The organism is Bacteroides sp. An51A (assembly GCF_002161565.1).
Classification (GTDB): Bacteria; Bacteroidota; Bacteroidia; order Bacteroidales; family Bacteroidaceae; genus Phocaeicola; species Phocaeicola intestinalis.
On sequence record NZ_NFIC01000005.1, the window covers coordinates 268015 to 282184 of the forward strand.

At 46.9% G+C, this 14170-nt stretch carries 16 protein-coding genes; 5 read left to right on the plus strand and 11 right to left on the minus strand.

The features are described 5' to 3' along the window. The first annotated feature begins 227 nt into the window (after positions 1 to 227). Positions 228 to 398, plus strand: a complete 171-nt coding sequence (locus B5G04_RS19870; protein WP_158098033.1) for a hypothetical protein — start codon at positions 228 to 230, stop codon at positions 396 to 398. On the opposite strand, the gene B5G04_RS11590 is transcribed toward B5G04_RS19870, so the two are convergent. From B5G04_RS11590 to B5G04_RS11615, 6 genes are all read right to left on the minus strand, one after another. Further along, complete coding sequence (locus B5G04_RS11590; RefSeq protein ID WP_087208622.1) at positions 395 to 1138, minus strand: NigD-like protein; 744 nt, start codon at positions 1136 to 1138, stop codon at positions 395 to 397. The two genes, B5G04_RS19870 and B5G04_RS11590, sit on opposite strands and share 4 nt — an antisense overlap. Positions 1139 to 1334: 196 nt before the next feature. After that, on the minus strand, positions 1335 to 1697 hold the full coding sequence (secG, locus tag B5G04_RS11595; RefSeq protein WP_087208620.1) for a preprotein translocase subunit SecG: 363 nt from the start codon (positions 1695 to 1697) through the stop codon (positions 1335 to 1337). Between the two features lie 6 nt (positions 1698 to 1703). Further along, on the minus strand, positions 1704 to 2438 hold the full coding sequence (locus tag B5G04_RS11600; protein ID WP_087247459.1) for a hypothetical protein: 735 nt from the start codon (positions 2436 to 2438) through the stop codon (positions 1704 to 1706). A gap of 2 nt (positions 2439 to 2440) precedes the next feature. Beyond that, positions 2441 to 2968, minus strand: coding sequence for an LptE family protein (locus tag B5G04_RS11605; RefSeq protein WP_022039259.1), 528 nt, complete (start codon positions 2966 to 2968; stop codon positions 2441 to 2443). Continuing rightward, positions 2955 to 4217 carry a sigma-54 dependent transcriptional regulator gene (locus B5G04_RS11610; RefSeq protein WP_087247457.1) on the minus strand — a complete coding sequence of 421 codons (1263 nt, stop codon included), beginning with the start codon at positions 4215 to 4217 and terminating at the stop codon, positions 2955 to 2957. The genes B5G04_RS11605 and B5G04_RS11610 overlap by 14 nt, the downstream gene beginning before the upstream one ends. Positions 4218 to 4313: 96 nt before the next feature. Then, entirely contained in the window at positions 4314 to 6950 is a 2637-nt protein-coding gene (locus tag B5G04_RS11615) for a DUF5686 and carboxypeptidase-like regulatory domain-containing protein (protein WP_087397263.1), read from the minus strand. 236 nt (positions 6951 to 7186) lie between these two features. On the opposite strand from B5G04_RS11615, the gene B5G04_RS11620 reads away from it, so the two are divergent. Genes B5G04_RS11620 through B5G04_RS11635 form a run of 4 tightly spaced genes read left to right on the plus strand, consistent with a single transcriptional unit; the run spans position 7187 to position 9791 of the window. Then, positions 7187 to 7663 carry a phosphatidylglycerophosphatase A gene (locus B5G04_RS11620; RefSeq protein WP_022039256.1) on the plus strand — a complete coding sequence of 159 codons (477 nt, stop codon included), beginning with the start codon at positions 7187 to 7189 and terminating at the stop codon, positions 7661 to 7663. A 41-nt stretch (positions 7664 to 7704) separates the two neighbouring features. Continuing rightward, positions 7705 to 8178 (plus strand): GtrA family protein, encoded by a 474-nt coding sequence (locus B5G04_RS11625; RefSeq protein WP_225226186.1) that lies wholly within the window; start codon positions 7705 to 7707, stop codon positions 8176 to 8178. Next, positions 8156 to 8836 carry a CDP-alcohol phosphatidyltransferase family protein gene (locus tag B5G04_RS11630; protein ID WP_087208616.1) on the plus strand — a complete coding sequence of 227 codons (681 nt, stop codon included), beginning with the start codon at positions 8156 to 8158 and terminating at the stop codon, positions 8834 to 8836. Before B5G04_RS11625 ends, B5G04_RS11630 begins: the two co-directional genes overlap by 23 nt. Before the next feature lie 7 nt (positions 8837 to 8843). Next, positions 8844 to 9791: a phosphatase PAP2 family protein gene (locus B5G04_RS11635; RefSeq protein WP_022039253.1), complete on the plus strand. Its 948-nt coding sequence runs from the start codon at positions 8844 to 8846 to the stop codon at positions 9789 to 9791. A gap of 88 nt (positions 9792 to 9879) precedes the next feature. Here the strand turns inward: B5G04_RS11635 and B5G04_RS11640 are convergent, their stop codons facing one another. The 5 genes from B5G04_RS11640 to B5G04_RS11660 all read right to left on the minus strand — a co-directional run bounded on the left by B5G04_RS11640 (position 9880) and on the right by B5G04_RS11660 (position 13968). Further along, on the minus strand, positions 9880 to 10422 hold the full coding sequence (locus tag B5G04_RS11640; protein ID WP_022039252.1) for a GNAT family N-acetyltransferase: 543 nt from the start codon (positions 10420 to 10422) through the stop codon (positions 9880 to 9882). Beyond that, positions 10419 to 10880: a hypothetical protein gene (locus B5G04_RS11645; protein WP_022039251.1), complete on the minus strand. Its 462-nt coding sequence runs from the start codon at positions 10878 to 10880 to the stop codon at positions 10419 to 10421. The genes B5G04_RS11640 and B5G04_RS11645 overlap by 4 nt, the downstream gene beginning before the upstream one ends. A gap of 34 nt (positions 10881 to 10914) precedes the next feature. Continuing rightward, positions 10915 to 11535 carry a recombination mediator RecR gene (gene recR / locus B5G04_RS11650; RefSeq protein WP_013617063.1) on the minus strand — a complete coding sequence of 207 codons (621 nt, stop codon included), beginning with the start codon at positions 11533 to 11535 and terminating at the stop codon, positions 10915 to 10917. Between the two features lie 224 nt (positions 11536 to 11759). After that, a complete protein-coding gene (locus B5G04_RS11655) occupies positions 11760 to 12470 on the minus strand; it encodes a response regulator transcription factor (RefSeq protein ID WP_087397265.1) in 711 nt (236 codons plus the stop codon). Beyond that, positions 12460 to 13968: a HAMP domain-containing sensor histidine kinase gene (locus tag B5G04_RS11660; RefSeq protein WP_087397266.1), complete on the minus strand. Its 1509-nt coding sequence runs from the start codon at positions 13966 to 13968 to the stop codon at positions 12460 to 12462. Before B5G04_RS11660 ends, B5G04_RS11655 begins: the two co-directional genes overlap by 11 nt. Positions 13969 to 14170 lie beyond the last annotated feature (202 nt).

Genomic DNA, 14170 nt, shown 5'->3' on the forward strand with positions numbered 1-14170 from the left:
CAAGTTGCGGACATTTATCAAATTGGGCAAAATGCGGATAATCATATTATACTATATGCGGTATTGTGCATTTTAATGAAACATAACTATTCACCACAGAGACCACAGGGTACCACAAAGGACACAGAAGAATAGGTCAATAAACAATATGCTCATGTGAAAATAAATTAGCACATTGCCCTATTATTCATTGGCACATTAAGAAGCTGTTTTGAATTTATCGTGCGATGATTTGGGATGAGTTTTTGAGGCATTTTCGCTTTTGTGATGAGGAAGATAGCGGGCTATCTGACGAAGAACAGGAGCGGAAAGGACCAAAAAATCGCCCAAAGCACACACGAAAACGGATACATCAAGCCAAGAAAAACTTTTTGGAGAAATTCAAAACAGCTTCTTAGTAAATATCTTGTTCTGATGAAGGTGCCTGGACGGATTTTGCCTGTTCGGGTGTCGGTTCATTCATGTTTTCGAATACGAGTGTTTGTTTTCCGTAAACGGCATGGTTGACCTCCATCTTGATGCCTTTGGCACGGTCAATCGGGAGTGTGTTGAGATTATAGCATACCACTTCCGTTCCGGGATTGAACACGTCTGTCGTGTCTCCATATGTGTTGTAGCGGTATTCCAGATGGATATATCCGTCTTCTCCTATCTCTTGTTCATCTGCATGTCTTATCAGGCTGACCCGGTGCTTTTTCTCCAGTGGCATTTTCATATCGAACAGCATGTTCATGTATCCTCCTGCTATCCATGCTTCACGTACATAGGCTGGGTCGTTGGCATATTCGTTCTCGTTTTCATTAGTCAGGTCTTCTACCGTTTTGGTCAGGAAAGTGCGTAGCTGTTCTGGCTTGATTCCCACATCGTATCCGTAATAATTGTCATATAACGGGTTGAAGACCAACAGTCCGCGTGTACCTTCTGTTATCTGATACCCCCATATTCCCGAAGCAGCGGGATACATGGTTCCCCATGTGTCGCCTGTAAAGGTATAGATTCCATCACTCTCTACATGTATGGTCACCCAGTCGTAGGCAATATCACCGATAGAATATCCGTCTCCGTCATCGCATGAGGTTTGAAGCATGCCTATTGTCAGCGCACAGAGACCCATTGCGTATTTCAATAATCTTTTCATATTTGTGTGGTTTTACTATTCAATAAGTAAAGACGGAAAGAGTTTGAATACTGCATGCATTTAGCATAAATTAAGGAAATATCGGGGGGATAAAAAAGATGCAGATATACATTGGGACAGCGGTTTGGGAAATTCTCGACAAACCTTGCTGTGTATGTATATCTGCGTCTCGTTTTTTAAGAATATGAGGGGTAGGTTATTGGGCTGTTGAGTCTGTTGCTGCCGGTGTGGTAGCCTGTTCGGTCTGGGGTGCAGCAAAGCCTTCGGGGGCATTTAACGGATTTGTTTTCTGTTCCTGAACAGCCTGATCCATGATTACAGACGAACCTTGAGTGGCACTTGGCAATACATAAGCAGCTGCAACACTTAAAACTACCATGAAAACAGCCAGTCCCCATGTCAGTTTTTCAATGAAATCGGTTGTTTTTCTTACACCCATAATCTGATTGGAAGAAGCAAAGCTGGAAGCCAATCCTCCTCCTTTTGAATTCTGTATCAATACCACAAAGCACATTAATACAGATGCCAGTACGATTAATCCAACTAATAATAAGTACATTTTCTTTTATTTTGATTTAGCGTTAATAATCAATTTTTCCAAAAATCTCATTTGGTCTGCAAAGTAAGCATTTTTTTTTGGATATTTCAAATTTAATTTCTTGATAATTTCAAGAGCTTTCTCATAACGGTGCTGTTTGACGTATATTTTAGCCAAAGTTTCGGTAAAATAGTTTTCATCGTTTTCGGTTTCTGTCTGTGCTTCTTCATCATCCGGTTCGTTTTCTTCCTGTAGGGATGGAGCGGCGGGCGTTTCGTGCGACTGTGTATTTTCGATAAAACGGTCTATCAGTTCCTGGCCCTTCATTGGAGTGGCTTTTTCAGGCTTTGTTCCTTCCTTCAGCAGTATGGTTGCATAGTCCATGTTGGCTTCTGCAGGAAGGGGCAGGTCATTTCCCAAGGATTCGGGTGTGCCAGATAAGAAACGGTCGATGAGGTCGAGGGTGCGGTCTGTATCAGAAGCATTTGCTGGTGTTTTCTTGTCGTTCGTATGCTGTTTGATGGAAAGGCGTTCACCTTCGATGAAGTAGAAAAGTACACTCAGGTCGGCAATGTAGAGTGCGCTTTTCTGTAACTCGGCTTTAAAGTCGGGGCTTTGTAGCAGATACAGGTTCTTGAGGTAAAGTAAACGTGCCGTCTGAAAGTAAGGATAGCGCGACAAAAGTTCGCGTAGTTGCTCCAGACTTTCTTCCGATAACGATTCGGGATGTAAAATCCACTGTTGTAGGTTTTCTTGTATCATTTTTACCAGTTAGCCACAGTAGCATTAAATATTTGGTCTACAATCTCATCAATCATTTCACTCACCAGTCCTTCTTGCACAGAAGAAAGCTGCTGGCTGGCATCGTATTCACGGCTTGCCGAGAACTGTTGTTCAAAGTCTTCGGCATGATTGGTATTGTTGACAAAACGCACATTGACGGTCATGCGCAATTCTGCCATTGTAGAATAACCGTCAGAACCTACACCTTTATTATATGCGTCGTAATTGGTTATTTCGCCCGAAAGTTCCAGGTCGCCTCCCTGACGTGCCTGTTTTAAACGGGTTTGCCGCATATAGATGTCTTGCAAAGCCGTGTTGAACATCGATTCCATCGGACCCCAGACAAAGGCTGCCGAACGGTTGGGAAAGTTTTCGAATGAAATGGTTTTTACTTTGTCGTAGTTGATAGATGCTCCATTAAACTTATACGAGATGGAGCAAGCTGTCAGTATGCAGGCAAAGACTGCACACATGCCTATAAGTTTACTGCGTTTTTTATTCAAGTCCATATTCTTTGATTTTTCGGTAAAGTGTACGTTCTGATATTTTCAAGTCGGCAGCAGCGTTTTTGCGTCTGCCATGATGTCGCTCCAAAGCTTTGCGGATCATTTCTTTTTCCACGTCTTCCAATGCCAGGTTTTCTTTTACATATTCTTCGGCATCTTGTACCTCTGAAGGCTCTACGGGGGTGACGTTGATAGGGTGCTCTGTTGCAGATACAGGTTTGACTACCACAGGCGATTCGGGTATGACATTTACTGTATTTTGCAGATAGTGTACCGGCACCTCAGTGGGGTGTGACACGGTAGAGCTGGGGTGTTCGGCCATAATGTCATGAACTAGTTTTTTCAGTTCGGTTACATCCCGGCGCATGTCAAACAAGACCTGATACAGGATTTCGCGTTCGCTTTCGAATCCTTTTTTCTCAGATGCATGGATGCCTAATAAGACAGGCAGGCGTGACTCTGGCTGTGGAGGCAGGTAGCTCTGCAATATGGCGGGAGTGATATCCCGATTGGTTTCCAGGATGGATATCTGTTCGGTGATGTTCTTCAGCTGGCGGATATTGCCTGGCCACGGATAGTGAACCAAAAGCTGCTTGGCTTCTTCCGTAAGTTGGATGGCGGGCATATGGTATTTTTCGCCAAAGTCTGAGGAAAATTTCCGGAACAACAAGACAATATCTTCTGTACGTTCCCGCAAAGGCGGGACTTTGATAGGCACTGTGTTCAGGCGATAGTAAAGGTCTTCACGGAATCTTCCTTCGGCAATGGCATCGGTGAAATTGACATTGGTCGCTGCTACAATGCGTACATCTGTTTTTTGTACTTTTGATGAACCTACCTTGATGTACTCGCCTGATTCGAGTACCCGGAGAAGGCGTGCCTGTGTCGATAAGGGGAGTTCGCCTACTTCATCAAGAAAAATTGTTCCTCCGTTTGCTTCGGCAAAGTATCCGTTACGGTCGCTGATAGCACCTGTAAAGGCTCCTTTTTCGTGTCCGAACAATTCGGAATCGATTGTTCCTTCGGGGATGGCGCCACAATTGACGGCTATGTAAGGGCCGTGTTTACGGCGGCTGAACTGATGGATGATTTGAGGAAAACTTTCCTTACCTACACCGCTTTCACCGGTTACTAATACCGACAGGTCGGTAGGAGCTACTTGTATAGCTATATCAATGGCACGGTTCAGCCCCTCGGTATTTCCGATGATGCCGAACCTGAGTTTTACGCTTTGGATTTCTGTCTTATTCATATGGGTGACTTCTTTATATGACAAAATTACAAAAATCTTGTTATATCCAGCAATTTTGGCAGCTTTTTATTTGGTGTTAAGAGCCTGGTCACCTTTTTAGAATACGGTACGAATCATGAAACGGATGCCCCATTTATTGGCGGTAGGCAGGTTATTATAATTCAGCCGGCGTACATATTCTATATGCAGTAACTTGAAGATATTGTGTATACCTGCTGTGATTTCTACATACGGCTTATGTGGATCCATCACATAACTGGAGTAATCGTATCCTCCGGCGGCATTGTAATGTCCTGGAAACATCATTAAGACGTTATCGTTGCGGTTTTGTTCCAGGAATGGATTGTTTTTGTCGGTCAGTTTTCCCCAAAGGCATTTCACGCCGATAAATTCACGCCATTTCAGCTTTTTGAGCAGAGGAATGCGGTTGAACAGCTTGCCTTGCATGTTCCACGATACATCAAGCGAGGCATAGCGGTCGTTCAGAAACTCCATGTTATTGATAAGATTGAATGTTTCTTCTTGAATGATGTACGACAAGTTGGCTGCCGGCATAATCAAGAGGGGGAAAGGTACCTTGTTCCACTGGATGCCGCCTTTCAGGTATACATCAATATTTCCCCAAGAGTTGAGCCAAAAGCGTTTGTAGGCACTGAAATCGGTCATATTGTATGTATAGTCACTTCCCAGTATACCTTTCACGGAAAGGGTATGCTGAATGGAGAATACCGGTGCATCCAGATTTACCGGCAGGCGGCGTTGTTTGGTATTGACAAATGTTTCTCCCGGTGCATAGCGGAAAGCTATCGAAGCTTCGGCAACGGTAATATCGTGTGTGTTGAATGGTGAATGTACCCATTCCGTACCCGATAGCCTGCCGTTTGCAATGGCAGATTGCAGTTGCGATTCGCCAGCCATGGTGCGGTAGAACAATTTTCCGCATGGCTCATAATTGGCATAGCGCACAAAGGCGGTAGTCTTGAAGCCGAATTCGCGTTCGCGTTCGTATTTAATGGTGGCTTTCCGTTCGTAATTGTATTGGTCTACCGTACATACTTTCAGCGATGTAAACACGTTGTCTTTGTCGGTATGGATAAATTTGTCGGAAGGCAGCATGTTGTCATACTGGTAGGTGAACGTCATCGAATGTTTCGGAAATTCGCGCGGAAGGTATTCTTTCTTGTCGAACGAATATTCCACTTCACCCATATATTTCGACCGTTTGTCTTTGAATCCGTAAGCATAGTATCCTTTCAGGAAAAGGTGTGGATTCAAGTTGGCTGTAGTTTGTGCCGACGCACGCAGGCGTAACCCGTCAATGTAGTTAGAGGTAATCATGGTATTGATAGGACCTATATCTACCTTGCTGTCGGGGGTACTGGTTTCCACAAAATTCTCGATAAGTGCTTTTAAGAAAAACATGACGTATTTGAAACCTTTTATTTTGGTCAGGTCGTCCACAAAACTGCCCATACGTTGTTCCGATTGGGTCAAGTCTTCTTGCCTGTACTTGCTCCAGAATTCGTTGTCGCGCATCATGGCATTTACATCCTTTATTTCTTTTCCTTTTTGTTTGAAAAGTCTGTTGGGTAAAGGGTCAAAGTTGAAGTCGAAATACCGGGTGGTCCGTCTTACTAGAAAGCTTCCCAGTACTTTTTTCAGGTAAGACATTTCGCACAGCATATCATCTTCCAGCAAGGTCCATTCTCCTGTGGGCAGTTCGCCGAACTTCTGGTCAATCACCATGTGGTCGACAAAGTTGATATCGGTTTTCTTTGGCAGGTTCAACTGGCATTGTTTGACACGATAGGTAGAGTCGGCAAGGATATACAGGCTTCCTGTAAATCCGAAGTCTTGTGAGTTGTTGGGCACGAACGAGAGGCGGAAACACTTGTCGCGCTCCACATAAATGGTATCCATGATATAGAACTTGTAAAACCGGATACCTGCTTCCGATATCGGGCTGTCGAACGGATATTGAAGAAAACGGAAACGGTCTTGGTAGATGTCAATATCCTGAAAGACGTCTTTCAGGACAGTTGTAAGCATTTCGCCGGTACTGAACAGCTCGTTCACCCCCGTAGAGTTGATGCCACGCACATAGGTCTTTTCCGAATGCGGTTCTTTACGGTATACGTTTTCATAGACGGTTTCGTCGACCGAAAGGGGAAGGATGTTCTTGCCTGTTACGTCGCATACCTCTACCTGGTCGCGGAAGAAAGGATATTGCTTGAATAGCCAGGATTCGCGTAAAGTGTCTGCCGTGATGTTGTTTTTGGCAAACATGATTTTCTGGTATTTATAATATTGGTAGAAGTCCTTTTGCTTCAAGTCTGTTCTCCGCTTCGAAGCAATGACTTTCTTTATCATTTCTACGGCAGGATTGTTCTTGCGGGAGTATTTTTCTTTTTTAGGCCGTATGATGATTTCGTCAAGCATCTGGTCTATTTCTTTCATGCTGACGTTCAGTTCGCTTGTTTTTGCTGATACGATGATTTCTTGTGTTTCGTATCCTACCATGGAAAAAGTCAGTTTAGTCCATCCTGCATGGTATGCAATCGAATATTCGCCATCATTATTTGTTACAGTTCCCACTCCTTTCCCGTCGTAATATATATTTAAATAAGGAATAGGTTCGCCTGAATTTGCGTCGACAACCACCCCATGAATCTGGGCTGCAATCTCCATCATACAGAACCAACCTATAAATATAAGGAGTAATCGTTTCACCATATCAATAATCTTACTACGCTTTTTATTAAATTTGAAAACGAAGGCGAAATTACACCACTTTCTTGTTTCTGACAAATGAAGAACGTTGAAAACTGATAAATAAACCGACTTTTATGTAGTATTAACCATTATTAATTTAGATTTTAAGGAAAGACATTTCAAAGAAAAACCGTACTTTTGTAGGCTCTTACAGAAGAGACTTCAAGGTGACAGCTTGTCGGTTAATAAACAAGAGTATGCAGAAGATACCTTTTTTTCATCAGTTGATAGCAAGTGGATTCGGTAGCGGATACAGTCCGGTAGCTCCAGGTACGGCAGGTGCCCTTTTGGCAATGTTGGTATGGTGGGGATATGCGTCTTTGCTCGATTATGTATTTATACAGGTTATAACAGCATCGTTGGTCGTTGTCTTTACTGTATTAGGTGTATGGTCGGCTGGCGTATCCGAGAAATATTGGGGAGCCGACCCGTCACGGGTAGTCATAGATGAGATGGTGGGAACCTGGATCGCTCTCTTGGCTGTGCCTGCTCATGGGCATTGGGGATACATGGTTGCGGCGTTTCTGTTATTCCGCTTTTTTGATATCCTCAAGCCGTTAGGCATCCGGAAGATGGAGCGTTTCCGGGGAGGATATGGTATTATGGCAGATGATATATTGTCGGGCATTTATGGGCTGATAGTTATTTATTTTTATAGATGGATTGTGACGTGAAGGACTGGCTTATAGGTTTCACTCAGGGGAAAGGTTTGTTTATGTTTATCCGTGCCCAGCTTTCGGCACAGGTAGCGACTGTTGTCGATTTTCTGGTCAGTATTGTACTGAATCAGGGATTCGGCATCTATTATGTTTATGCTACCTTGACAGGCTCGGTCAGCGGAGGATTGGTGAATTGCGCCATTAATTATAAATGGACTTTCCATACTGAAGATTGCGGTCCGATGTATGTGTTGTTTAAATATCTTCTGGTCTGGTTGGGAAGTATTGGGCTTAATTTGTGGGGCACATACCTGCTGACCGAATTTCTGACGATGCAACAAAGTCGTCTGCATCTGACAGACTCTACCGCTTTTATTCTTTCGAAGGTTATTACTTCGGTAACGGTAGCTGTGTGTTGGAATTACAATCTGCACCGTATGTTCGTATTTAAAGATGCTCAAATAAATAATCGATTGAAAAACAGAATAAAACAAATCAAACACCGACATGGAAATAAAAAAACAAGCTAAAAAGATGCGGGACGCATTGCAGCAGTTTATTTATAAAGTGATAGACCCGCTGGTTCATGGAATGATAAAGATAGGTATTACGCCTAATATGGTGACAACTATCGGTTTCCTGGGAAACCTTGCAGGAGCCTGTATTTTGATTTATGCAGGGGCTCATCCGGACGAAACGCCCTACCGGCTTATTGCCTGGGCAGGTGGAGTGATATTGGTATCTTCTTTGTTTGACATGATGGACGGGCAGGTGGCACGCATCGGGAAGATGGCATCTACTTTCGGAGCCATGTACGATTCGGTACTTGACCGGTATAGTGAACTGGTGACATTGGGAGGTATTTGTTTTTGTCTTATCGGGCATGGCTATCTGGCAGGTGCCGTTATAACTTTTGCCGCTTTAATCGGTTCGCTGATGGTAAGTTACGTGCGTGCCCGTGCCGAAGGATTGGGGCTGGAATGTAAAATCGGGTTTATGCAACGTCCCGAACGTGTCGTGCTGACCAGTGTAGCTTTGCTGGTATGTGGTATCACGGCGACTTGTGCCCGCGGGCTTTCGTTTGATGCCATGCTGATTCTGATTATACCGATGGCATTTATTGCAGTTTTTGCCAATATTACAGCATTGGCACGTATCGAATATAGCCGTCGTCAGTTGATAAAGTGATTTTGATATGGATTTTAAGAGACAATTGAAGGCAGATTTCCCTTCTGTCAGGGAAATCATTACGCTTGTGGCGGCACTTGCGGTGTGGATGGGTGTTACTGCTGTGTTTGTTGGGATACGTCCCGAACATTGGTTAATGACACTTTTGCTGATAGTCTTGTTTTTTTCCGGTTCTTTTACACGTAAGCTGGCAATTGCCTTATTGCCGTTTGTCGTTTTTGCCATATCGTATGACTGGATGCGTATCGTGCCTAACTATGAGGTTAATCCGATTGATGTGAAAGGATTGTACGAAGCCGAGAAGCATCTCTTCGGCATTGCTACTGCACAAGGGATACTGACACCTAATGAATTTTTTGCGGTTCACCATTGTGCGGTTATGGATTTTATGGCAGGAGTGTTTTATTTGTGCTGGGTGCCGGTGCCGGTTTTGTTCGGGCTGGGACTTTATTTTACGCGCCAGCGCCGGGTCTATCTGCATTTTGCACTGGTATTCCTCTTTGTCAATCTGTTGGGTTTTGTCGGTTATTATATTCATCCTGCAGCTCCACCCTGGTATGTCATGCATTATGGTTTCGAACCGGTTCTCAACACACCGGGCGATGTGGCTGGGTTGGGACGCTTTGATGAGATGACGGGACTTACGGTCTTTCATGGGTTGTACGGCCGTAATGCCAATGTCTTTGCTGCGGTACCTTCTTTGCATTCCGCCTATATGGTAGTTACCCTGTTTTATGCTTTCAGGGCGCGTTGTGCCTGTTGGCTTCGGTTGACGTTTACCGTTATCATGTGCGGAATATGGTTTACGGCTGTCTATTCCGGACATCATTATCTGATAGATGTGATGTTAGGTATCTTGTGTGCACTTTTAGGGATTCTTCTTTTTGAGCAGGGTTTGATGCGTATACCAGCCTTCCGGAGGTTTGTCGGGAAATACGTGGGATATATTTCTTAAGAAGCTATTTTGAATTTATCGCCCAAAGCACACACGAAAACGGATACATCAAGCCAAGAAAAACTTTTGGAGAAATTCAAAACAGCTTCTAGAATGACTGGACTGATTGTGTCGCCAATTTTTGCATCAAATATACATCCCGATAGCCTTCCCCGGTATGAACCCAGTCTTTCAGGGTACCGGTGAGGCTGTAGCCCAGCTTTTTGAACAGGCGGAAACTGGCTGTATTGTCACTCCGGATGTAGGCATACAGCTGGTGAATGCCCAACAGCCCGAAACAATGTTGTTCCAGTAAGCAGAGTGCCTCAAAGGCAATGCCTTGGCGGCGGTAAGCAGGTTTTACAACAATGCCTGTCTCGGCGCGCCGGTGACGCGCGTCAAAGGCGAACACATCTATAATGCCTGCCACTTCTCCTGATGCATGTTCAATCATGAGGCGGAGTTGACCGTCGGCGAACAGGTCGTTTTGGTTTTCGGCGATGTATTTTTTCAACTGGTAACGCGAATAGGGACCTGTGGCAGGGCCGTTTTCCCAAAACGAGGCATCGTTTTCGAAAAACATCATTTCATCAATATCCTCAGGCTCTGGAGCGCGTAGGCTGATTTTACTGGAATGCAAGGACGGGTTCATTCGGACAGAGAGGTATCAGAGAGGTTTAATTCACTCAGCAGGCGTTCTTTGCCTGGAACGCAAAACAGTGAGGCTATTACGGTCATACCGGTGCAGAGCAATCCGGTGGTGTCCATCGTCCAATAGTAAGCAGACAGACTTGCAAGAGAGGCTACTGTGAGCAGGGCGATGCGTATTTCGCTCCACCGGCGGTAACTCTTTAGGGCATTCTTGAGAGGAAGGGCAGCGATGTGCCGTGTAAGTGACAGGTTGAAGAGGCGCAGCGACAGGGGGATGAGGCATATCGTGAGCAGGATGCTGGTTACCTGCATGATGTATTCCATTTGGGCATCGCCTGCAAAAAGCCCTTGAGGCAAGATGTCGCATTCATATAGCGCGGCGAGCAACACAGTCAGCACCCACATCAGGGCATATTCGGCTTTCAATATCCGTATCAGGCGTTTCAGTTCTTTTTCCATAAATCGTAAAATCGTAAATCGTTAAATCGTAAATTCAAATCGTGGTGCCCGTGAACACAATCCGGTTGGCGATGGATCGTCCTAGCGTGACCTCATCGGTATATTCCAGCTCGTCGCCGATGGAGATGCCCCGGGCGATGATGGTCAGTTTCACGTTGTAGGGTGCCAGTTTGCGGAAGATGTAAAAATTGGTTGTGTCGCCCTCCATGGTCGAGCTGAGCGCCAGGATGACTTCCGACACGGTGCCTGCCTTCACGCGTTCCACCAGGCTTTCTATCTGCAGGTCCGAGGGACCGATGCCGTCCATCGGCGAGATGACTCCGCCCAGCACGTGGTACAGTCCGCGGTATTGCTGGGTGTTTTCGATTGCCATTACGTCGCGGATGTTTTCTACCACGCAGATGGTCGAGGCATCGCGCGAGGGATTGGAGCAAATCTGGCAGACGTCCGTGTCCGAAATGTTGTGGCACACCTTGCAATACTTCACTTCATGTTTCAGGCGGATAAGCGCATTGCCGAATGATTCCACTGCCTGCGTGTCCTGCCGCAGCAGGTAGAGCACCAGTCTCATGGCGGTCTTTCGGCCGATGCCGGGCAGCTTGGCAAACTCGTCTACTGCCTTTTCGAGTAATGCGGACGGATATTGTTGGTTCATCGTTTCTAATTTCCTTATCTGTTTCTGGGGCGCAAATGTACGAAAAATCCGGCTTCTTTAAGCGATGCGGCAAGGAAAACTTTCAAACGCAGCCCTTGCGGCTTTTGTCAGGCTGAAACGATGGTTTTAATCGGTGAAAACTGCAGTTTCAACCTGTTGAAACTCCTGAAGCGGCTGGAAGTTTCGCGGGTGGCGATTGGTTGTCTGTGTGATTGTGGGCTTTTTCAGTTGATGATGAGTTTGTACCCGATGCCTCGGACATTTACGATGCGGATGCGCTCGTCGCGCGAGAGCTTGTGGCGGAGTTTGGTGATGAATACGTGCAGGCTGCGCTGGTTGAAGAACGTATCGTTGCCCCATAACTCAATCAGGATGTCTTGCATCAGGGTCACTTCGTTCCGGTTTTCACAGAGGCGGCGCAAGATTTCGCTTTCGCGGTAAGAAAGTTCGGTCTCGTTTCCGAGGTAGGAGAGGCGTTGGGTGATGGCGTTGAAGCGGTACCTGCCTATTTCGAATTCTGTTACGGACGTTTGCTTTTCCGGGGCGGAATAGTTGGAAGCCCGTCCCAAGAGGGCTTTGATGCGCACGATAAGTTCCTGCATCCCGAACGGTTTCTTCAGGTAATCGTTTCCCCCTAATTCGAAGCCCTCTACCACGTCGTTCGTGGCGGAGCGGGCGGTGAGGAAGAGTACCGGCGTCTGCTTGTCTTGCCGCCGGATGCGGCGCACCATTTCGAATCCGTCCATGCGGGGCATCATCACGTCCGCCACCAGCACGTCGGGCTTTTCCTCGAAGAACTGCCTGAGCCCTTCTTCCCCGTCTTTTGCCAAGCGGATGAAGAAGCCTTGCCCTTCCAGGGTGTCTTTGATAATCAGGGCGAGGGTCTCTTCGTCTTCTACTAACAATACGTTGATAAGTGATTCTTCATTTTTCATGCTTCATTCTTAATTTAATCGTAAATTCGCTTCCTCGTCCCGGTTCGCTTTTCACTTCCACCGTTCCGCCGTGTTTTTCGGTCATGGTCTTCACGTAATACAGCCCGAGCCCGTAGCCCTTTACGTCGTGCAGGTTTCCGGTAGGCACACGGTAGAATTTGTCGAACACGTGGCGTTGCTTGTCGTGTGGGATGCCGATGCCTTGGTCGCGGACGGAGAGGATGAACCAACCGTTTTCGGTGCGGCATCTTATTTCGACCCGTGCCTCGCTGGGCGAATATTTAATGGCATTGTCGATGAGGTTGCTCACGATGTTGCCGAAATGGGTGCGGTCGGCGCATACCGCCAGCCCTTCCGGCTCGATGCGGAGGGTGATGCCGACGGGCTTGTCCGCTTTCAGCTTGTGCTGTTCGATAAGGGGCGCGATGACCTCTTCGGGCGGGAAGGCCTCTACGTGCAGGCGGAAGGTCTTCCGGCGTTCCATCGACATGCCGAGTATCTGCTCTACCAGCCCGCTTAGCCTCCAGAGCTGTTCCTGGCAGATGCGCAGGTAGCGTTCCCGCTTAGCCGGGTCGGTTCCGGTTCCGAAATTGAGCAGGGCATCGTTGGCAGCGTATGCTACGGCGATAGGGGTTTTCAGTTCGTGGGTGATGTTGTTGGTGAAGTCGCTTTTCATTTCTTCCAACGTCTTTTGGCGCAAGAGGGTGCGGATGAGGAAGCCGAACGCAAGCCCCAAGATAACCAGTATCAGCGCCGAGGCGGTGAGGATGCCTGCCATTTGGGTGAGCACGATGCTCTCGATAGGCTCTAAGGTGAGCCGGTAGAGCCAATTGCCGTGCCGGTCGTAACTGTAATCGTAGGTAATGGCTTTCGGCGAAGGGAGGTAGCCTCCGGTGGTTTTAACGTTGAGCGTGTCGGTGAACGTATAGCTCGAATCGACGGTGCTTCCCCGGTGCAGGTACATCAGCCGGTAAGGGGCGCGGATGCCGATGCGGCGAAGTTCGGTCTCTAAGAGGCTGTCGAAGACGGCGAAATCGGGATCGCTCAGTACGTCCATGGCGGCGTGCAGCCCTTGCTGGAAGTTGGAGGCGAGTTCGTCAGCCGAGTTTTTGTTTTCGAAGAGGATAGAGGCGATGTCGGCTTGCAGGGCAGCTTGCGGGGCGGGGACGGTGTCTTTTACACTGTGTTCCCAAATGGAGATGCGGGTGCTGTCGCCGTACTTGACGCTGCGGATAGTATGGGTCTTCGTGAACGCCCGTTCGTCGTCGTATCCGGTCGAGACGGTCACTTCGGCTTGTGCCAGCGAATCGTTCTGCAGGTTCTTGACGCGCACAATCATTTCGTTGTAATCGCTCGTGCGCAGGGCTTCGCGGATGTCCTTTTCCATTTCGCTCCGTTGGGTGCGGTAAAGGCTGGTCAGCCAATAGGCTTGGTAGGCGAATACGCCCGCCAGCGAGAGGATGACCAGCAGGGCGATGTATTTCAGGGGCAGTTTCATGCGTTGGTTCTTTTTTAGGTTTGTTTTTATTGAATATCCGCATTTTGCCCAATTAGCTGTAGGGGCGTATTGCATACGCCTTGAAAACATCCACGTAGATAAGTGTGTGCATTCGGGCGTATGCGATACGCCCCTACATGGGCTGTTTGCGGATATTCATATTGTTCTTTCTCTGCGATTCCTTCCTGCAACGTGCAGGAAG

Excerpts from the sequence above, each read along its gene's own strand:
- B5G04_RS11640 (WP_022039252.1), bottom strand. The coding sequence starts at position 10,422 with ATGAACCCGTCCTTGCATTCCAGTAAAATCAGCCTACGCGCTCCAGAG.
- B5G04_RS11605 (WP_022039259.1), bottom strand. The coding sequence starts at position 2,968 with ATGGACTTGAATAAAAAACGCAGTAAACTTATAGGCATGTGTGCAGTC.
- B5G04_RS11635 (WP_022039253.1), top strand. The coding sequence starts at position 8,844 with ATGGATTTTAAGAGACAATTGAAGGCAGATTTCCCTTCTGTCAGGGAA.
- B5G04_RS19870 (WP_158098033.1), top strand. The coding sequence starts at position 228 with ATGATTTGGGATGAGTTTTTGAGGCATTTTCGCTTTTGTGATGAGGAA.
- B5G04_RS11615 (WP_087397263.1), bottom strand. The coding sequence starts at position 6,950 with ATGGTGAAACGATTACTCCTTATATTTATAGGTTGGTTCTGTATGATG.
- B5G04_RS11655 (WP_087397265.1), bottom strand. The coding sequence starts at position 12,470 with ATGAAAAATGAAGAATCACTTATCAACGTATTGTTAGTAGAAGACGAA.
- B5G04_RS11590 (WP_087208622.1), bottom strand. The coding sequence starts at position 1,138 with ATGAAAAGATTATTGAAATACGCAATGGGTCTCTGTGCGCTGACAATA.
- recR (WP_013617063.1), bottom strand. The coding sequence starts at position 11,535 with ATGAACCAACAATATCCGTCCGCATTACTCGAAAAGGCAGTAGACGAG.
- B5G04_RS11600 (WP_087247459.1), bottom strand. The coding sequence starts at position 2,438 with ATGATACAAGAAAACCTACAACAGTGGATTTTACATCCCGAATCGTTA.
- B5G04_RS11645 (WP_022039251.1), bottom strand. The coding sequence starts at position 10,880 with ATGGAAAAAGAACTGAAACGCCTGATACGGATATTGAAAGCCGAATAT.
- B5G04_RS11660 (WP_087397266.1), bottom strand. The coding sequence starts at position 13,968 with ATGAAACTGCCCCTGAAATACATCGCCCTGCTGGTCATCCTCTCGCTG.
- B5G04_RS11610 (WP_087247457.1), bottom strand. The coding sequence starts at position 4,217 with ATGAATAAGACAGAAATCCAAAGCGTAAAACTCAGGTTCGGCATCATC.
- secG (WP_087208620.1), bottom strand. The coding sequence starts at position 1,697 with ATGTACTTATTATTAGTTGGATTAATCGTACTGGCATCTGTATTAATG.
- B5G04_RS11630 (WP_087208616.1), top strand. The coding sequence starts at position 8,156 with ATGGAAATAAAAAAACAAGCTAAAAAGATGCGGGACGCATTGCAGCAG.
- B5G04_RS11620 (WP_022039256.1), top strand. The coding sequence starts at position 7,187 with ATGCAGAAGATACCTTTTTTTCATCAGTTGATAGCAAGTGGATTCGGT.
- B5G04_RS11625 (WP_225226186.1), top strand. The coding sequence starts at position 7,705 with ATGTTTATCCGTGCCCAGCTTTCGGCACAGGTAGCGACTGTTGTCGAT.